General features: G+C 51.9%; 11 protein-coding genes. 10 read left to right on the top strand and 1 reads right to left on the bottom strand.

What is annotated here, in order from left to right:
• Positions 1–156: 156 nt before the first annotated feature.
• The 4 genes from eno to ACG2E4_RS02630 all read left to right on the top strand — a co-directional run bounded on the left by eno (position 157) and on the right by ACG2E4_RS02630 (position 4,276).
• Entirely contained in the window at positions 157–1,443 is a 1,287-nt protein-coding gene (eno, locus tag ACG2E4_RS02645; RefSeq protein WP_395275625.1) for a phosphopyruvate hydratase, read from the top strand.
• A 156-nt stretch (positions 1,444–1,599) separates the two neighbouring features.
• A complete protein-coding gene (gene recF, locus ACG2E4_RS02640; protein ID WP_395257112.1) occupies positions 1,600–2,727 on the top strand; it encodes a DNA replication/repair protein RecF in 1,128 nt (375 codons plus the stop codon).
• A 195-nt stretch (positions 2,728–2,922) separates the two neighbouring features.
• Positions 2,923–3,225, top strand: a complete 303-nt coding sequence (locus tag ACG2E4_RS02635) for a DUF721 domain-containing protein (protein WP_395257110.1) — start codon at positions 2,923–2,925, stop codon at positions 3,223–3,225.
• A 43-nt stretch (positions 3,226–3,268) separates the two neighbouring features.
• On the top strand, positions 3,269–4,276 hold the full coding sequence (locus tag ACG2E4_RS02630; RefSeq protein WP_395257108.1) for a YbbR-like domain-containing protein: 1,008 nt from the start codon (positions 3,269–3,271) through the stop codon (positions 4,274–4,276).
• A gap of 526 nt (positions 4,277–4,802) precedes the next feature.
• Here the strand turns inward: ACG2E4_RS02630 and ACG2E4_RS02625 are convergent.
• Positions 4,803–6,059: a 4-hydroxy-3-methylbut-2-enyl diphosphate reductase gene (locus ACG2E4_RS02625; RefSeq protein ID WP_395257106.1), complete on the bottom strand. Its 1,257-nt coding sequence runs from the start codon at positions 6,057–6,059 to the stop codon at positions 4,803–4,805.
• 563 nt (positions 6,060–6,622) lie between these two features.
• Here ACG2E4_RS02625 and ACG2E4_RS02620 point away from each other — a divergent pair.
• The 6 genes from ACG2E4_RS02620 (at position 6,623) to ACG2E4_RS02595 (ending at position 21,024) form a co-directional block, all read left to right on the top strand.
• The gene (locus ACG2E4_RS02620; RefSeq protein WP_395257104.1) at positions 6,623–7,189 is read left to right on the top strand and encodes an RNA polymerase sigma-70 factor; all 567 of its coding nucleotides are present in this window, start codon (positions 6,623–6,625) and stop codon (positions 7,187–7,189) included.
• Positions 7,190–7,555: 366 nt separating this feature from the next.
• Positions 7,556–10,693 carry a SusC/RagA family TonB-linked outer membrane protein gene (locus ACG2E4_RS02615; protein ID WP_395275624.1) on the top strand — a complete coding sequence of 1,046 codons (3,138 nt, stop codon included), beginning with the start codon at positions 7,556–7,558 and terminating at the stop codon, positions 10,691–10,693.
• A 51-nt stretch (positions 10,694–10,744) separates the two neighbouring features.
• Entirely contained in the window at positions 10,745–12,259 is a 1,515-nt protein-coding gene (locus ACG2E4_RS02610; protein WP_395275623.1) for a RagB/SusD family nutrient uptake outer membrane protein, read from the top strand.
• A 145-nt stretch (positions 12,260–12,404) separates the two neighbouring features.
• Positions 12,405–15,752: a VCBS repeat-containing protein gene (locus tag ACG2E4_RS02605; protein WP_395275622.1), complete on the top strand. Its 3,348-nt coding sequence runs from the start codon at positions 12,405–12,407 to the stop codon at positions 15,750–15,752.
• Positions 15,753–16,149: 397 nt separating this feature from the next.
• A complete protein-coding gene (locus ACG2E4_RS02600) occupies positions 16,150–17,256 on the top strand; it encodes a FecR family protein (protein WP_395275621.1) in 1,107 nt (368 codons plus the stop codon).
• A gap of 321 nt (positions 17,257–17,577) precedes the next feature.
• On the top strand, positions 17,578–21,024 hold the full coding sequence (locus ACG2E4_RS02595; protein WP_395275620.1) for a SusC/RagA family TonB-linked outer membrane protein: 3,447 nt from the start codon (positions 17,578–17,580) through the stop codon (positions 21,022–21,024).
• The last annotated feature ends 45 nt before the right edge of the window (positions 21,025–21,069 follow it).

Below are 21,069 nucleotides of genomic sequence, written 5' to 3'. Positions count from 1 at the left end.
AGTCGTGCGTCATGGGTCTTGGGTAGTGATCTTGAGTAGAATTTCTCAAAACCCACGACTCATGCCCCAAGACTATTAAACTTTATCCGCAGGTAAAATCCTCGTACATTCCCACCTGTAATTATTAAACCACGGGTAACTAAAATCAGTAGAAACATGAGTTTTATTGACGAAATTATTGGCAGGCAAATACTTGATTCCAGGGGAAATCCGACAGTGGAAGTGGAGGTGCTGCTGAATTCCGGAGTTGTCGGTCGGGCCGCTGTTCCTTCAGGGGCTTCAACAGGAGAGTTCGAAGCGGTAGAGCTGCGGGATGAAAACGCCGATCGCTACCTGGGCAAAGGGGTCACCAATGCCGTCGAAAATGTAAATACGATTATCAGGGATGAGCTGATTGGCTATGAAATATTCAACCAGGTGGAGATCGATAATACATTGCTGGAAATTGACGGTACCGGTAACAAGGCCAGGCTTGGGGCCAATGCTGTTTTGGGGGTCTCGCTCGCTACTGCGCGGGCCGCGGCCAATGCGTTGAATCTGCCACTCTGGCGCTACATCGGCGGGATTAATGCAAAAGTACTGCCGCTCCCGATGATGAATATTATTAATGGAGGTTCGCACGCCGACAATAATGTGGATCTGCAGGAATTTATGATTATGCCCGGCGGTGCTCCCACCTTTTCCGAGGCGGTGCGAATGGGGGCCGAAGTGTTTCACAACCTGAAAAAAGTATTGGGAAGCAAGGGATACAGTACCGCTGTCGGTGATGAGGGTGGATTCGCGCCTGACCTCAAATCAAATGAGGAGGCGGTGGAAGTGATTCTCGAGGCGATCGAAAAAGCGGGCTACCAGCCCGGAGAGGATGTCGTCATTGCACTGGATCCGGCCACCTCCGAGTTCTATAACGAGGAAAAGGGCGTGTACGAATTCCGGTGGAGCGACGGCAGTGAGCGCGATACCGCCGACATGGTCGAATTCTGGAGCAGCTGGGTCGACCAATATCCCATCGTCTCCATTGAAGATGCGATGGCCGAGGATGACTGGGAGGCCTGGAAGCAGCTGACGGATGCGGTCGGCGACAAGGTACAGCTGGTGGGTGACGACCTGTTTGTGACTAACACCGAGCGCTTGGCCCGCGGCATCAGAGAGGGGATCGCCAACTCCATCCTTATCAAGGTAAATCAGATCGGTACGCTGACTGAAACGCTGGATGCCATCGAGATGGCTCACAAGAACGATTACACGGCCGTGATCTCCCACCGCTCCGGCGAAACTGAAGACACCACCATTGCCGACCTGGCCGTAGCCACCAACGCCGGCCAGATTAAGACCGGCTCAATGAGTCGTACCGACCGCGTGGCCAAATACAATCAGCTGTTGCGCATCGAGGAGCAGCTCGGTGACAACGCGATTTTCCCCGGCATGGATGCATTTGGAATTTAACGGCTCAAACAGGTATGGGCTTGAAGGCAGCCTGTTTGTAATCTGAAAATGGCGGAATTGGCACAACCGGTTTTGCAAAGCCTTTTTGCTAAATAGCGAGGAAATTAGCTTCCTCGCTATTTTAGTTTATAGCTCTTTTATTCGAATTGTTTGATCATGGAGATCACCAGGCTCAAATTACAAAATTTCAGAAATCACACCGATACCGAGGTAGAGTGGGTGCCGCACCTGAATGTGATTACGGGACCGAACGGGGCCGGCAAAACCAATCTGATTGATGCGGTACATTATCTGTGTATGAGCCGAAGTTTTGTAGCCAGCAGCGACCGGTATGTCGTAAACCAGGATTCCACTTTTTTTATGATCAAGGGACATTTTGAGGGCAATATCCGTTCAAGTTTTGATGTGGGCTGTTCCTACTCGGGGGGAGAGGGGAAGAAAATATTTGTGAATGAGAGTCCGCTGGATCGCCTCTCCGACCTGATCGGCATGGTGCCGGTGGTGGTACTGGCGCCTGAAGATAAAAAGCTCACCAGCGAAGGTCCCACGGAACGCCGATCCTTCATCGATTCGTTTATCAGCCAGATCTCCCCAAAATACCTGAGAGACCTGATGGATTACCGCAAGGTGCGCAAGCAGCGGAACAAGCTGTTGCAGGAGTTCAGGGGCAGCCGGCGGGTACTGGCGGCCCACCTTGAACCGTGGGATGTGCAGCTGGTTGAGCACGGTTCGCGCATTGTGGCCAAGCGTACCGAGGTGTTGAACCAGTTCCAGGACTACCTGGCCAGGGAGTACGAGCTAATTTCAGGGATGGAGCACCGCCCGGGCCTGGAGTACCAGACGTTTTGCATTCCCTCGGAGTCTCCCGAAGTGGTCAGGGAACGGTATGAGCAGGCGCTCGAAGAAAAACGGGAACACGAAATGGAGCGCGAAGTTACTGTTGTGGGCCCCCACCGGGATGAAATCGTGTTTTATCTCGATGATTTTGAGCTTCGAAAGTATGGCTCGCAGGGACAGCACCGCTTGTTTGCCCTGGCTTTGAAGCTGGCTCAACTTTTTTATTTTTCTGATGAGCTGGACGATCTGCCCATATTTTTGCTGGACGATGTGTTCGGCGATCTTGACAAGCAGCGTACCGAAGTACTGCTCAAGGCGCTTGAGGACCACGCCGGGCAAACGTTTATCACATCCGCAAACCCGGTTCCGTTCGACCGGTATGTAACGTTTGACGGACAAAAAAACAGAAAATACAGGGTGAAGGACGGAACCGTTCACGAAGTCTAACCCGATGATAACGCGGGAACTTCAGCATACAGGATGCTGCAAATTTCCGCTGATGCAAAGAATCGGCAAGCGCCTGGCAAACGCAAAAAATCATTCAGCTATGCGCTGTTTTATTGGCATGTGATGCGGTATTTGGCAACCTTGCAGTTCAAGATTTTGTCATAGAACAGTTGTAAATTTGTAAAGTCTTAAACCATGGCACGTTTTAGCAGGAATAAACCGAAAGCCCTGAAAGATCTGCTCAAGAACTTTCTGGATGATTATCCCCATAAAAATAAATTGAAACGGGGAATGATACTTTCGATCTGGTCGAAATCGGTGGGGGAGAAGATCGCAGAAAAAACCGATAACATCTATTTCAAGGACGGAAAGCTGATTATCCATGTTAAAGACCCGGCCTGGCGGCATGAGATCCACATGCAGCGGTTTCAGATTCAGAAAAAACTGAACCGGGAAGTTGGCGACAAAATAGTAAAGGAGATTGTCGTTCGTTCTTGATTGCTGAAGACGGTCAACAGTTTTTCATTTAATTGAACAGACTATGAGCAACATAAATTTAAGCACGATCACCGACCGCCTCTGGGCATTCTGGGATAAACTGTTGAAGCGGGTGGATGATGAGGGCACGGAAGAGTACTCGCGGGAGAAGATCGTCGTGTTTATTATATCGCTGATCCTGGCACTTTGTCTCTGGTTCCTGGTAAACCTGAGCCGGGCCTATGTACTGAATGTAAATCTGCCGATTGAACTCGGTAATATTCCCGATGACCGGGCCCTGGCCGAGGATCTGCCGGATTTTGCGACTGTCAGCGTGCAGGGAGAGGGCTGGAAACTGCTCAATCTTTATAACAATCCACCGCAGATTTTTGTGGATGTGACTTCCGGGGAGGTTAACCTGTACGACCAGGTACAGCAGCAGATGAACGCGATACCGGATATCGACGTGCAAAAGGTGCAGCCGCTTGTTTTAAGTCTCAACCTGGAGGAGAAGGCATCAAAAAAAGTGCCGGTTCGGCCGCGGGTGTCGGTGCAATTTGAGCGGCAGTACGACTTTATAGAACAGCCGCGGCTGTCGCCAGACAGTATCACCATATCGGGGGCGTCCTCCATTGTGAACGAAATTGAGGCGTGGGAGACCGACTCGGTACACCTGGAGGGGATCCGCTCTGACATCTCTAGACCCATCAGCCTGAAGAAACCCTCCAAGCTCCTGTCGATCTCTGCCGATGCGGTCCAGTATTCTGCCGGCGTCGCCCAGTATACCGAAGGAGAAACACGGGTGTTTGTCAGGGCGAGCAACCTGCCCGCAGGACAGAATATTACGTTCAGCCCGGCATATATAACCGTCCGGTACACGGTTCCTATAGAGGAGTATTCCGAGGTACAGGATCGCAATCCGATTACCGCCATTGTTCCGTACAGCACCCTGCGGGCCGATTCGACCGGATTTGTAACTCCCCGCATAGAGGTCCCCACGGATCAATACCATATTGAGATTGAATCGCACAAGCCAAAGGAGGTCTCCTATTTTGAAGTCGTCAGCGGGTAGAGGTGTTCCTTTTGGCTTGATCCAAAAGGAACCAGAAAAGGCTGCGAATGGGGCAAATGCTGCAGCCTGTGCAGGCGTGGATGTTGATGGTCCATAACGCTGGTTGCTCGCTATCATAGTTTTCACCGGTGCAACATCCACAATCGCCTACGTTGGCTTCCGCGCCCCATTCAAGGCCGGGAAGCCAGGGCGGCATTTTTTCTCCGATGCTCCTGTACTCAAAATAACACGCCGTTGGTTGTTATTTTTCATTACTCATCTCCCTGCACCCCCTTCGAACATCACTTCCAGCTTTTCAATCATAACTGCCACAAGGGGGAAGGACCCGCATTCTCCATCCCGCCACCCCTTCAAAATTCATAATTCTTCAATCTATATTCCCAACTCCCATCCCCTGGACGGTGATTTTTTTAGGTTCGTTTTTTGATCACTCAAAAAATGAACAAGAAAAGAGGATGACTTTTTGAGAATGCCCTGACTAAACCGCTGCTCCCGCACTCACAACCGATGATTGCAAATAATAACTTCAGGCCACTTCATCCAGCTTCTTTTCAAACGGCCTGATTACCTCCTCCACCTCTTTTGCATCCTCGAAATAAGAAAGAATTTTCAGCAGTACTTCATCCACAAGTACATCGGGGCAGGAGGCGCCCGAAGTCAGGGAAATAGTGACCGGCCGGTTGTCAGCGTCGGTTGGCAGCCAGCTTTCCGTTGTTTTTACCTCTTTGTCCCACTGGTCAAAATGGCGGATCAGGTCGGGCGATGAAATCTCTTCGGCATCGCGAACGTGGTAGGTCGGGAAGTGATGCTCCAGGATTTCAACCAGGTGCATGGTGTTGGAGGAGTTGTATCCGCCCACCACAACCGCAAGGTCAGATTCCGTTTCGGTAAGGGCTATGGTTGCCGATTGATTTTCGTTGGTGGCATAACAGAGCGTATCGGATGTGTCGGCGAAATGTTCCAGCACGTTCGACTGGCCGTGCCGCTGGGCCGCGGCCTGTTTCAGGATCTCCATCACCTCTTTCGTTTCGGTGGCAAGCATCGTCGTCTGGTTGATAACGCCAAACCGTTCCAGGTCCTCCAGCGGATCGAACCCCTCAGTACTTTTGTGTCCGAAATAGGTTTCAAAATCAGCGACGGGACGTTCCCCGGTCATGATATCAGCCAGGATGGTCGCCTCTTCGGGGTTCAACACCACCACACAGGGGGAATGTTCGGCACTGTGCGAAAAGGTGGCGCGGGTCTCTTCATGGCGGTGTTTGCCGTGGATCACCAAGGAATATCCCTTGTTACCCAGTTGCTCTCCCCGGCGCCATACCTTCTCCACAAAGGGGCAGGTGGTATTATATTCATAGGGATCGATCCCCTGCTCTTTCAGCTTCTGCTGTATCTCGAGCGTAGTTCCAAACGCGGGGACGATGACAATATCCTCCTCATCGAGCGAGGAAAGCGGGATCAGCTCCGTACCGTCGGTTTCGAACAGAAACTTAACACCGCGCGCCTGCAGGTCTTCGTTTACAGTGGGATTGTGGATCATCTCGCTCAACAGGTAGATATCGCGGTCCGGGTACTGCTCAACCGTTTTGTAGGCGATGTCAATAGCATTTTCCACGCCGTAACAGAAGCCAAAATGGCGCGGAATATGGAAGCGGACCGGCCCAAAGTCCAACAGTGATGGTTCTACATCTTTTTTCCGCGGATCCACCACCTTGTTCGCTTCCTTCACTTTTCGGATGATCGGGGATCGATAGATGTCGGGGATATCAAATTTTTTTCGTGCCATAACAGCTAAATATACGGAGCTTAAAGGGGAACATCAGAGACAAAATAGCGCAATCTCCCCGCTTTCTTTTTACAGCATGGAAAGTGATACTCGGAGGAGTCAGGGGGCTGTGGCGCTCTTCAATCCGGGAGTGGGGTGAAGGAGGATGGAAATATTTTTGCATGAAAGATCCATTTCTATATTTTGAATACGAATTAATTTTAGAAACCACGGGATCATAGAAGTAATATAATTCTTTAGAATCACTCAGGGGATTAAAAGATGATGATGTAATAGCACCAGTGTCGTGTCAAACCCTGGTTCGGCCGTAACTGGCAGAACGCGGATACCACCGGTCAGGCTGATTCTACACGGATATCATGTGAAGGTCTGTTTGTACACCATCTTGGGGTTCAACCGCAGTATCAGCCTCATCTGCGTTCCAGTATCCCGTAAACCCTAGTGGGTATGGTTGACTGGACACGAAAGCCCTGCCGCTAGTATACTTAAACGAAATTTACCGGGATTATTTTCCCGGTTTTTTTAACTGTTGTTGAAGTTTATTTAAAGATACTGATCTGATTGTGGAGACTGCACTCAACTATTCTGTTGAAAATTCTGACCAGTGGATAGAAGCGATCCGCAATGGGAATAAACAGGCGTTTGAGAAGCTTTTTCAAACCTATTACGACGATCTGCACCGGTTTGTCTGGGGATACATCAAGCGCGAGGATATCGCGGAAGAGCTGGTCCAGGATGTGTTTGTTAAAGTGTGGAAGGGGCGCCACAAGCTGGATCCGAACCGAAAAATAAAATCACTGCTGTATATGATCGCCCGGAACCTGGCGATCGATTTTTTGCGGCACCGTTCAACCGTTCTGGAATGGGAAAATGAAAAAAAGGCGCTTCGTAAATTTTCTGAACATCCCGATTACCTGGATGACCAGCTCGATAAAAAGATGAAGCTGGAGCATGTGCAGGCGGCAATTGAAGAACTGCCGGAGAGACGGCGGCTGATTTTTATTATGAGCCGATACAACAGGATGACCTACAAGGAGATTGCCGAGACCCTGGATATATCCGTAAACACTGTCGAAACCCAAATCGTCAGAGCGCTGAATACACTGAGAGAAGTACTTGCCTCCCTCTGAATAAACGACCAATTTTATCAACCCGCCACTATTGCAAAGCCCTTTTGTAATGAAAGCCGGTTCACTGTTTAAGCGTTTGACCTGTTACCCGTGGGGAATGGGGTCCAATACAAAAAAATCAACCATCGCTGTCATGGGATGATCTGAACTGTACGTACTATGGGCAGAAGGGAAGTGAAACTTAGGGAAAAAGTTATGGGATATACATGTATTGTTACCGGCAGATATACTGTGTGGTAACAATGAGCTGCCAGTCTCTGCTTTCCTTCTCATACAATTAACTTCGTCATCATGCTGAGGGCTCCCGCTTTACAGGGGGGGCTACTGCTCAAAATGATGTTAATTCTACAAAATGGAGATAACAGAATGAATACAAAGTTGAGGTACAACATTGTTTTTATTCTGCTTGCGTGTTTCACGTTTTTTCTTGCCGCAAGTGGGTATAGCCAGGGAACAATCACAGGAACAGTAATCGATGGCAACTCAGGGGAGACATTGCCGGGAGCCAACGTATCGATCCAGGGAACCCAAACCGGTGCTTCCACCGATGCCAACGGGGAGTATACCATTTCGGATGTGGATCCCGGAAGCTATACGCTGGTTGCAACGTTTATCGGCTATCAGCAGGCGACCCAGGAGATTACCGTGGTTTCCGGGGAGACCACCGAGGTCAACTTTGAACTTGTGCAGTCGGCCGTCGACATGGAAGAGCTCGTTGTTGTGGGCTACGGTTCGCAGACACGGGGACAGCTTACCGGCTCGGTTGGGAGCGTAGAGATGGACGAAGCGGTCAGTGCCGGCGAAAGTTCTCTGGAACAGTCGCTGCAGGGACGCGTTTCAGGGGTGCAGGTCGTCCAGACCGGCGGTGGAAAGCCAGGCGGGGCGATCAACGTAAATATCCGGGGGATCGGCACAATTAATTCTGAATCGCCCCTGTACGTAATTGACGGGGTTCCGATCCAGGACAGTCCCTCCGGACAGACTGGCACCGGTGTGCTCAACAGCATCAATCCCAACGATATCGAGTCGATCGATATCCTAAAAGACGCCTCGGCCGCCGCTATTTACGGCTCGCGGGCCTCGGGCGGAGTGGTGCTGATCACCACGAAAAAAGGAACCCGGGGCGGACAGGTCCAGGTGAATGTGGAAACCTCGTATGGAACCCAGGTGCAAACGGAACGGTATGATGTGCTAAACGCCGAGCAGTATGCCGCATATCTTCGCGACGTGCACTCCGATCCCAACAGCTCGGGACTGCCGGCAAATTTTCAGAATGGAGAGCGCCCGCCGCACAACACAGACTGGCAGGATGAGCTGTTCAGGGCCGCACCGCTGCAAAACTACAACCTGGATATTTCCGGTGGTGGAGAAAGTTCAACCTACAGCATAGGACTGGGATATATGGACCAGGAGGGAACAATGGTCGGCTCAGGCTTCAAGCGCTACTCCCTTAGGGCCAACACCCAGTTCGACGCGTCCGATAATATTAACTTTGGCGGTTCAGTATTGCTGAGTAAAAGCGATATTTCGGAAAATGACGGCAGCGGCGGACGCCGTTCTATTGAACACGCGGTAAAGCAGGCGCCCACGGTTCCCGTGTATGACGACTCTTTTGTCGGTGGTTTCGGGTGGCCGGTGACGGCCGACGGGCAGGATGCTTCCAACCCGATTGCCACTGCTCACCTGATCGATGATACCATCAATCGATACTCTATTGTCAGTTCCGTATACGGGGAGGTCACCTTCCTTCAGCATTTTACCTACAAGCTGCAGGCGGGAATCGATTTTCGGTACCAGGATTCCGGCACCTACAACGACTACTACCAGACTACTCGAAGGCTTGACGCCTTCTCTTCGTTGAACAGAACGAGAAGCCAGAACCTGAATCCGCTGATCGAACAGACACTGACATATGATCAAACCTTCGGTGCGCACGACGTCAGCGTGCTGGCCGGGTTTTCTGCCCAGTCGTTTGACAGTGATTTCGTAAATGCCAGCGGGCAGGAGATGCCGCGAAATGTGCGTTCTCTTGGAGCGGCTTCTTCGCAGTTGGGGGTAGACAGTGGGATCCAGGAGAGTTCGCTGCGGTCGCTTTTCGGGCGTGTAAGTTATTCATACGACAACAAGTACCTGTTTACGGGAAATATACGGCGCGACGAGTCTTCCAAGCTCTTTAATGCAACTGAACCGGTCGGGGTATTTCCCTCGGTGTCGGTGGGGTGGAGAGTCAGTGAAGAGGATTTTCTGGAAGATTCGGACCTGATCAGCAACCTGAAGATCAGGGCGGGCTGGGGCGAGCTTGGCAACCAGTCGGTACTGGGCAATTATCCCACCACGGTGAGCCTGAGCACCAATTACTTTTATGTGTTGGGCGATACAGAGGTCCAGGGAATCGGCCAGCAGACCATGGCCAACCGCGATATTACCTGGGAGACCTCGGTTCAGACCGATGTCGGGTTCGAGCTTGGCTTGCTCAACGATCAGATTTCACTGGATTTCGACTACTACAACCGGACGACCGAAGATCTGCTTTGGACCGCCCAGGTTCCGCAATCGGTAGGGCTGAATCCCCCGTTTATCAACGCCGGGACGGTGGAAAACCAGGGGATCGAAGCAGCCGTTTCCTATCAGAAATCGATCGGGGATCTGAACCTGAATCTTTCCGGCAATATTACAACCATCTCAAACGAAGTTAAAAGCCTGGGAGCCAACGACCAGGTGGAAATCATTGAAGGCAACATTGCCGATGATGTAACCGGGGTCTCCGTGACACGGGTCGGAGAACCGATCGGGCAGTTTTACGGCTATGTCTCAGACGGGCTGTTCCAGGACTGGGACGAGGTGTACAATCACGCCACGCAAAGCCAGGATCCCAATGGCGGTCGTGATGAGGCAACAGCAAGCCAGCACACCGCTCCCGGAGATATACGGTTCAACGATCTTAACGGGGACGGGCAGATCAGTCCCGACGACCGAACCATCCTCGGGAACCCGATTCCTGATTTCACCTACGGCTTCACGGCTGATCTGGCATATAAAAATATTGATTTCAACTTGTTTATCCAGGGGAATTACGGCAACGATATTCTGAACGGCGCCACCAAGTGGCTGCAGGATTTTCGTCAAAACTTTAACCAGGGAACCGCGTACCTGGATGCCTGGACTCCCAATAATACGGACACCGATGTCCACCGCGTGGCCGCACTTGATCCAAATTCCAACATGTCTCGGCTTTCGGACCTGTATGTTGAAGATGGCTCATACCTGCGGGTTAAGACGCTGACAATCGGGTATACATTTGACAGCGACCTGGTAAGTCAGGCCGGCGCAAATCGCCTCAGGGTGTACGCCACCGGACGCAACCTGCTGACGCTGACCGGCTACAGCGGACTTGAACCCGAAATAGGATCGCTGGGCACCGGTACGGCGCGTGATGCCGGGATCGACAGGTTTGTGTATCCCCAGGCAAAGCAATTCCTTGTTGGGATACAGCTTGGGTTTTAATTCGCCTCCGGCTTTGACGAACGAAATTCAATTAATAAAGAACAGATAATTATGAAGAGAATAACCTTAATAACACTCTCATTGGTTGTTACGGCCCTCCTCTATGCGGGCTGTACGGACAGCTTCCTGCAGAAGTCTGACAGCAACAGCGTCAACTCCGACACCTTCTATCAGACTGAAGCGCAGGCACTTGCATCCGTGAACTCGGCATACGCTATGCTACAGGCGCACGGTCTCTGGGGGCGGAGCATCTTCTTTATGCTCGATTTTGCCGGTCAGGAAGTGGGAACGACCGGCAACACCCAGGGCCCTCCGCTTGAACTGCTGAACCATAACTACGGTCCCTCTGGCAATACTCATATTACCACTCCATGGGACAACCTGTATGATATGATTTCCAAGGCCAACTCCACCATCTTGAACGTCGGCCAGATGGAGGATATAGATACTGCGGTACGCGACCGCGTGGTTGCGGAAGCAACCTTCCTGAGGGGATTGGCCTACTTTTATATCAACGCCATCTATGGGGGTGGCCCTCTCCGGCTGGTCGAAAATCTCGACGAGCTCCACACCCCGCGGGCTTCTGAAGAAGAGATCTGGACCCAGGTTGAAACCGATCTGAGTGCAGCTGCCGGCGTACTCCCTCAAAAAGGAGGATATCCTGCAGCACAAGAAGGCCGGGCAACCACGGGAGCAGCCTACGCCCTGCTGGGTAAAGCTCATCTCTACCAGGAGGAATATTCAGCCGCGGAAACCGCCTTTCAGCAGGTGATCGACCAGGGCGTATATGACCTTGAGCGGGCAAGTGACTACGGCGGCAACACCATCGACAACGCAATACAGGCGATGCGGTGGAATCACCATCCGGATGAAAATAATAACAAGGAAGCGGTCTTCGAGGTACAGTTTAAGTCGGGTACCGGATTCGGCTGGTCTACCGACGGCACCGGCCGCAACGAAACCTCCATTCGTCCCCAGGAATACGGGGTTGACGGGTTTGCCTTCTATAATGCTGTCCCAGCCCAAGACCTGATCAACGCCTATGACAGTGATGACCCGCGGCTGGAGGCGTTCTATTTTGGTCCGAACAGCACCTACCGGGGGCAGCCGTATGATTTTGCCGGAAAGGGCTGGGCCTGGAAGAAATATCAAAAAACCGATGAGGCGGAAAACAGCGAATCGGATGCCAACATGGATGTTATCCGCTACGCCGATGTTCTGCTGATGATGGCGGAGGCCAAAATCATGCAGGGCGGTGCCAAGGTTGCGGAGGGTATTGAGCTGATCAATGAGATCCGGAGACGAGCCGATCCCACTGGTAACATCCTGGCCGATCGCGATACCAATGCGGGACAAGACCAGGCATTCGACTGGCTGGTCCTCGAACGGCGACTGGAGCTGGCGGGTGAGCAGACCCGGTTCTTTGATATGGTGCGATGGGGCATGGCCGCGGATGAATGGGACTCGTTCCAGGCGGGAAAACATGAGGTGTTCCCCATCCCGCAGGAAGAGATCAACGCCAACACCGAAATGACCGACGAAGAGGATCAAAACCCGGGATACTAAGCCCCGGAAAATAGTATACTCTGCTTTTTTATAGAGAATGTGGAATCGGAACTTAGCTTTCCGGTTTCCATTCTCTATATTTTTATCTGCTTCACAACAGGATGTTGAAAAACCTTCCAAATATTCAGTAACAGGGATAGACAAAATGAATATAAGATGCGGGTTCGCCGGCTGGGTTGCATTCACTGCTTTGATGGTGGGGGCATGCAGCCTGACAAGTGACAAGCAGACCGACCCGCTTTTCCAAGAGCTCCCGCCTGACCGAACCGGCATCGATTTCAGCAACGATATTACCTACGATGTCGATTTTAACGTCATAACCTTTCCCTACATATACAACGGCGGCGGAGTGGCGGTGGGAGATATCAACAAAGATGGACGTCCCGATCTGTACCTGACCGGGAATATGGTTTCCAGCCGCTTGTACCTGAATGAGGGAAATATGGAATTCAGGGATATTACCAGTATTTCCGGCACGGGAACGACCGGGTGGGCGAACGGGGCATCAATGGTCGATATCAACGGGGACGGAGATCTCGATATTTACGTTTCGATGTCCGGACCGGAGGGCTCAACACCCGAAGAGCGGCGGAACAAGCTGTTCATCAATAATGGTGACAACACATTTACCGAACGGGCCCGAAAATTTGGACTTGCCGACACCGGGTATACCACGCATACTGCTTTTCTGGATTATGACCGCGACGGAGATCTCGACGCCTTCCTGATGAACAATTTTCCGGGATCGTTTTCCCGGGATAACAGCGTGGGCGTGCGCGATGAGATCAACGACGGCACTGCACTCAGTACGGACGCCCTCTACAGAAATAACGGGGATGGCACATTTACGGACGTATCGGCGGAGGCGGGCATAAGGAAAGAGGGATACAGCCTCGGTATCGCGGTACACGATTTCAACCGGGACGGCTGGCCGGACCTGTATATTTCCAACGATATCCAAAGCGACGATCTTCTGTACATGAACAATGGCGATGGCACCTTCACCGACCGGGCGGAGACCTCCCTCAAGCATACCAGTTTTGCCGGTATGGGCACGGATGCCGCCGACCTTAACAACGATGGCTGGCCCGATATCCTGCAGGTGGATATGATGCCGCCTTCCCTGGAGGGCCAGAAAAAGGTCTCCGGCGCCTCAGATTATGAGCATGTGAAGGAGCTGTATGAACGCGGCTACATGCCCCAGTTCCCGATGAATACCCTGCAAATGAGCAACGGCCGCGACAGGGAGGGGAATGTTATATTCAGTGAAATTGCGAAGCTGGCAGGTGTGGGATATACTGACTGGAGCTGGAGCGCCCTGTTTGGGGATTACGACAGCGATGGCCACAAGGATGTCATGATCACCAACGGATATCCCAAAAAAGTGAACGATTTTGACTACATCATAGATCTGAATCGGGCCGTAATGTTTGGGGATAACGAAGCCCACGACACAACCAAATTCATGAAAATTAATCAACTCGATTCCATTAAAGTCGAGAATTACCTGTTCAGGAACCAGGGTGATTTGACGTTTCGAGACCGGTCGGAAGCCTGGGGGTTTGAAAGCCCCTCATACTCCTACGGCGCGGTGAATGCCGACCTGGACGGGGACGGGGACCTGGACCTGGTGATCAACAATATCAACGAACCGGCCCTCGTGTATGAAAATCGGGCTGATACATTGAAAAAAGACCATCACAATCTGAGAGTCCAGCTGCGGGGTGATTCCCTGAATACCCACGGAATCGGCGCAAAAGTGCGGGTCTCTGCCGGCGGCAGATCCCAGTATGCCTATATGTCGCCTTACCGTGGGTACCAGTCCTCGTTGCCGCCGGTGCTCCACTTCGGCCTCGGCAAGGCCGGCACCGTTGATTCCCTCGAGGTGACCTGGCCCGACGGACGCTATCAATTAAAGACAAACCTGGAGGCCGGAACTAAAATCACGCTTCACTACCGGGAGGCCCAATCCTCTTCTCCCAGACGGGAAGTGAATCAATCCCCAAAATATTTTTCTGAAATAGATCCTGGTGCGATAAACGCGGCGTATGTTCATCGTGAAAATGAGTATAACGATTTTGACAAAGAGCCGCTGCTGCCCCACATGCTGTCCAGGCTGGGACCCGGGATCGCCGTGGGCGATGTGAACGGCGATGGCAGTGATGATTTTTATATTGGCGGGGCTGCAGGATCGCCGGGAAGCCTGTTCCTGCAGCAGCCGGATGGAACCTTTCGGGAGTCTACGGCAGAACAACCCTGGGGTAATGACCAGGAGTATGAAGATGTTGACGCCACCTTTTTTGATGCCAACGGAGATGGTCACCCCGATCTATACGTGGTGAGCGGGGGCAACGAGTTTTCGCCGGCTTCCGGACTCCTGCAGGATCGCTTGTATATCAATGCGGGGGATGGAACATTTTTACGGTCGGAGGACGCCCTGCCCGAGATGCTCACGAGCGGCTCGACTGTTAAGCCCGCTGACTATGACAACGACGGTGATATGGATCTCTTTGTGGGGGGACGCCTTGTTCCGGGTCAATACCCGCGTCCTGCCAACAGTTATATCCTGCACAATGAAAAGGGAACTTTTACGGATGTAACCGGTCAGGTGGCCCCGGAGTTGGCGGCATCGGGACTCCTGACAGATGCTGAATGGATCGATTTTGACGGCGACGGCGACCTCGATCTGGTAACCACGGGCGTCTGGATGCCGGTTACGTTTTTCAGGAATACCGGCGGTTCATTTAAAAACGTAACCAAATCGTTGGATATGGATCACCCGACCGGCTGGTGGTATAGCCTGGCATCAGGAGATTTTGACGGGGACGGCGACAAGGACCTGGTAGCGGGAAATCTGGGACTGAACAGCAATTACAAAACGTATCAGCAGGAGATCATGGAGGTCTATGCCGGTGATTTTGACGGGAACCAGTCGTACGATGCGATCCTGGCTGTCCGAAAAGAGAATGGTTCCTATCCACTGGCAGGAATGCGTGCCCTGCAGGACCAGATGTCAAGGTTGATGCGGCGCTACCAGAGTTTCAGCAGCTATGCCGATGCTACCGTCAGCGATATCATTGGACGCGAAAACAGGGATGACGCGCTGCACTACCAGGCCGAAAATTTGGCCAGTATCTATATTGAGAACAGGGGTGAAGGTACCTTCAGGCAGCGTCAATTGCCGAACGAGGCGCAGTTTTCCACGGTAAATGATATTATTCCCGGTGACTTTAACGGGGATGGCCATCTTGACATTGTTATTGCAGGGAATTTGTACGAAACAGCTCCGCAGACAGCGCCGAACGATGGAGGCAACGGACTGCTGTTGCTGGGAGACGGCGGTGGGGATTTTACCCCGGTTTCCCCCTTCCAGAGCGGGTTTGTAGCACCCGGTAATGTAAAAGACCTGGCGTTGATCAGGACTGCCGGGGGAACAGCCCTGTTGGTGGGCAATAACAACGATTCGCTGCAGGTTTTCCGCGTGCGGAAATAGAGGAAACCGCCATTTTTTTGGTAGCGGGATCTGTGATTCGTTACTGTCATTTAATAGGTTAACGCATGGTAATTTCCTTGATCGGGTTGTTTCTCGTTCAAATAAACATAAAAGAAACCCCTCTGCAACGGGAAGCGGGGCTAAATTTTTTTGAAGAAATCTGATTGTTTGAAAAATACTGTCGTGGTATCGTTTCCCACGAACGTATTATTATCTACTTATACCCCCGGAGGCAAAAAATCATTGTTTTTGACACTGAAATAGTCAGAAAAATTATTCACCTTACGGGGGGGGTTCGGTGTTGCTGTCAAAGCTGTCGGCGGCTGGAAAAGTCTCATAACAGGCGAAAAAACATATTGATATTATTTGATTTGTGAAGATGGAAGGTAGATCAAATTTGGAAAAAATATTGATCCGTTACATCCGGGGGGAATGTACGACGGAAGATAAAAAAGGGGTTGAAGAGTTGATACGCACCAACCCGGAGATCAATGAGAAATATGAAGAACTAAAGAGGACATGGGAAGAAACCCGGAATTTTCGGCTTGAGAGAAACAAAGAAAACAGTTGGCGGAGTGTCGAACAGCGGATTGAAGAGCACGAAGAAGCAGAAACACCCATTTACGAACTGAATGTTCCGGGCAAGACAGAATCGAGCTTTGGATCCCAATCCGGAAGCCAGCAGCGTTCACCTTCCGGCAGGCGTAAAAAATCCAGGCGTGTCAAATGGGGAGTGGGACTTGCAGCGGCTCTGCTATTAATGGGATTTGTTTCATACCTGCTGCTTTCTCCCCGTTTGACGGGTATGCTCCAGCAGGCGAACCCGGTAATGGAAAAGATTGCCACACAGCCCGGCGAGCGGGTCAGCGTAACCTTTAGCGATGGTACACGGGTCAGGCTCAATTCGGCCAGTACCATACGGCTGCCGAAAAAGTTCGATGGAGATCTCCGGGAGATCGAGCTTGTAGAGGGTGAGGCCTATTTCGAGGTTATAACACAAAAAAACAGGCCGTTTGTTGTACACACATCCCGCGCGGATATCGAGGTGCTGGGGACTAAGTTTAATGTCAACTCCTATTCCCATAACGAAAACATCGAGGTGGTCGTTGCTGAAGGGGAGGTCGCCGTAAAAGGACTGCAGGACAGCGAAAGGGGAACCAGCGGCTCGATAAGAGAAAGCGTGCGGTTAAATCGCGGTCAGTTGACCCGGGTTGGCTCAACCGGCATCCCGAGTCGGCCGGAGAATGTAAACCTGAATTCATATATCAGCTGGGTTGACGGGGTGTTCACCTTTGAAAACAGCTCTCTTGCCGAGGTGATCGACCGACTCGGCAACCATTACGATTTGACTTTCGAGGTAGCCGATTCAAGTCTGTACAAGCGGAATGTAACCGCCGAATTCAGGAATGAGTCTCTGTCAACCGTTCTGGATGTGTTGATGTTTTCACTCGATATTGAGTATGAAAAACAGGGAACGCACATCATCCTGAAGCCGGAAGAATAGGGATAGTGGCACCGGCAAATCGCCGGGTGGTTATGAAAACAGCAAACGATCCTCTTGATAAAGGATCTTTGCAGAACCTGCTATGTTGTTGGGAGGTGGTTGTAGCACCGACCTTAGTGCTCTTTTTAAACGGGAGTACAACTCCCAAAGCGAGGAATTGAGGGTTTTGCAAAGTTCTTTTGATAATAAGTGTCATAAAAAATTGACAATAGGTCGGGAAAATACAGAGATTGGAGAATCATGGATGTGGATCACTCCCTCTGGTTTTTTCAAGGGGTTTGTTTAAGGCCGGAATAGCGCATGGCACTTTTCATACATAGATTGAAAACATGTACGTACGTCTCATTATGGACGGTGTGTTGCCTGGCATTTACAAATGAAAGTACGTTTGCCCAGCACTCCGCGGATCGTGATACGGCTGCGGTAGATGTGGAGGGTTCAGGGTTCATGCGTACGGAGGTAAGTTTGAATGTTACGGAGGCTCCGCTGCAGGTAATTCTGGAGCAGCTGGAACGCAAGGCCGATATCCGTTTTTCGTACAGGAACAGGGTGATGGAAAAGAAGAGAACATTCTCGGTTCACATTGAGAACTACACTCTTGAAAAAGCTTTACAGGTTATTTTCAACAACTCGGAAATTCAATTTGTACCGTTTCCAGGGGGATATGTTGTGCTGAAAGAACGAAAAAAAAATAATGCGAAAACCCGGGCCCGGGCGGTCATCAGCGGCCAGGTGATGGATCGCAAAACGGGCCGCAGGCTTGCCAATGCCAGTGTACGGCTGATCCAGCGGCAGCAGGGGAGCTCGACGGATCGGGAGGGACGGTACGCGATTTCCGGGATAGAGGGCGGCAAATATATCCTTTCAGCCTCCTACCTGGGGTACAACCCGGCGCGTAAGCAGGTAACGGTAACCGGCGGAGACACTGCCGTCGTTAACTTTTTGCTGACGCCTGTATCGCTGGCAATGGAAGAACTGGTGGTTGTGGGATATGGTACCCAGCTGCGAAGCCAGCTGACCGGCTCGGTCGGAAGCGTACAGATGGATGAAGCGGCCGGTGCCGGGAACCGCTCGCTCCAGCAAGCGTTGCAGGGCAGGGTCCCGGGAGTGCAGGTCGTCCAGACCGGGGGCGGAAAGCCCGGAGGTTCAATAAACGTGAATATCCGCGGAATCGGGACGATCAACTCCGAGTCGCCGCTGTATGTAATCGATGGCGTGCCTATCCAGGGCAGCTCAACGGGACAGACCGGGAACGGGATCCTGAATACGATTAGCCCCAGTGATATCGAGTCGATTGATATCCTCAAGGATGCCTCTGCCGCAGCCATTTATGGTTCGCGCGCCTCGGGCGGCGTGGTACTGGTTACCACGAAAAGTGGATCAAAAAACGGTCAGGTGCAGGTCTCCGCAGAGTCATCGTATGGCGTCCAGGTGCAGCCAAAGCGGTACGATGTGCTGAATGCCCGGCAGTACGCCGCCTATCTCCGCGACGTCCATTCGGATCCGAACAGTTCGGGTTTGCCGGCAAATTTTCAGAATGGAGAGCGCCCGCCGCACAACACGGACTGGCAGGATGAGCTGTTCAGGGCCGCACCGCTGAAAAACTATAACCTGGATATCTCCGGCGGGGGGAGCCGGTCAACCTACAGCCTGGGACTGGGATATTACGATGAGCAGGGTACGATGGTTGGATCTGGCTTCCAGCGCTATTCACTTCGTGCCAATGCCCGGTTTGATGCGGGTGATCACGTTACTTTCGGGGGGTCGGTCCTGCTGAGTAAAAGCGATATCGATCAGAACGACACAAGTGGGGGGCGCCGCACTATTGAACATGCCGTAAAGCAGGCCCCCACAGTTCCGGTGTATGATGACACTTTCGTCGGCGGATTTGGGTGGCCGGTGACCGGAGACGGACAGGATGCCGAGAACCCGGTGGCCAACGCTCACCTGATTGACAATACCAGCGACCGGTATTCAGTTATCAGCTCATTCTACGGGGAGGTGGATTTTTTGAGCCACTTCACCTATAAACTGCAGGCGGGAATGGATTTCAGGTATACAGATGACCGCGTGTACAACGATTTTTATGAATCGATCCGGAAGCTGGAGGTCTTTTCTTTCCTGAACAGAACCAGGACGCAGGAGTTGAATCCCCTGATTGAGCAGACCCTGAATTTCAATCGATCGTTCGGAAAGAATCAACTGGGTATTTTGGCCGGATTTTCAGCCCAATCGTTTAACGCGAGTGTTGTCAATGCCACAGGGCAGCAGATGCCGCGCAACGTGCGCTCGCTCGGAGCGGCTTCTTCCCAGCTTGGAGTTGACAGCGAAATCCAGGAAAGCTCCCTGCGTTCAATTTTTGGCCGTATCACCTATTCGTATGACAACAAATACCTGTTTACCGGCAATATCCGCCGCGATGAGTCTTCCAAACTGTTTAACGCCGTCCAGCCGGTGGGCATCTTTCCCTCGGTATCAGTCGGATGGCGTGCGGGCGAAGAACGCTTCCTTGAGAATTCCGATATCATCAGCCACCTGAAACTTCGCGCGGGGTGGGGACAGCTGGGAAACCAGTCGGTGCTCGGCAACTACCCGACGGCGGCCAGGCTCAGTTCCGATTACCATTACGTGCTCGGTAACCAGGTGGTGCAGGGCATTGGACCACAGGAACTGGCCAATGATGAACTCACCTGGGAGACCTCTGTTCAGACGGATATCGGATTTGAGCTGGGCTTGTTCGATGGCTGGCTTGCAGTGGATCTGGATTACTACAATCGCCGAACGGAAGACCTTATCTGGCCCGCCACAATTCCTGAATCCGTGGGGCTGAATCCCCCGTTTATCAATGCAGGAACGGTTGAAAACCAGGGGATCGAAGCCGCGGTTTCTTTACGGCAGTCGCTGGGAGCGCTGACCCTTGATCTTTCCGGAAATCTCACTACCATCGATAATGAGGTAAAAAGCCTGGGAGCCAACAACCAGTTGGAAATTTTTGAGGGTGATATCGCCAATGATATCACCGACGTATCGGTCACGCGGGTGGGAGAACCGATCGGCCAGTTTTACGGGTATGTCTCGGATGGACTTTTTCGAAGCTGGGATGAAGTGTACAGCCATGCCAGCCAGAACCAGGACCCCAATGGAGGGCGGGATCAAGCGACCGCCAGCCGCTATACCGCCCCGGGAGATATTCGTTTCAGGGATTTGAACGGGGATGGACAGGTCGACAGCGACGACAAGACCGTCATAGGCAATCCGATTCCTGATTTTACCTATGGGTTTGTTGCGGACCTGACCTATAAAAATGTGGACCTCAACCTGTTTATTCAGGGAAATTACGGGAACCAGATTCTTAACGGGGCTATAAAATGGCTTCGGGACTTTCGCCAGAATTTTAACCAGGGAACGGAATATCTGGACGCGTGGACGCCCGAGAATTCCGACAGCGACATTCACCGGGTTGCCGCACAGGACCCGAACTCCAACATGTCGCGCCTTTCCGATATCTATGTGGAGAACGGCTCATATCTGAGGATAAAAAACCTCACACTCGGGTATACTTTTAACCGGCAGCTGGTCGAACGGGCGGGCATTCGTCAGCTCAGGGCATACATGGCAGCTCAAAATTTGCTGACACTCACCGGTTACAGCGGACTGGAGCCGGAAATAGGTTCGCTTAGCTCGGGAACGGCCCGCGATGCCGGGATTGACCGATTCGTATATCCCCAGCCCAAACAGTTTTTGGTTGGACTGGAAGTCGGATTCTGACTGAAACCGGGATGAACAGTTCCAGTGAAGTAAAAGGAATAAGAG

The sequence above is a fragment of the Halalkalibaculum sp. DA384 genome (assembly GCF_043951955.1).
In the GTDB taxonomy this organism is placed as follows: domain Bacteria; phylum Bacteroidota; class Rhodothermia; order Balneolales; family Balneolaceae; genus JAMQKA01.
This window is presented reverse-complemented; position numbering and strand designations above follow the sequence as displayed.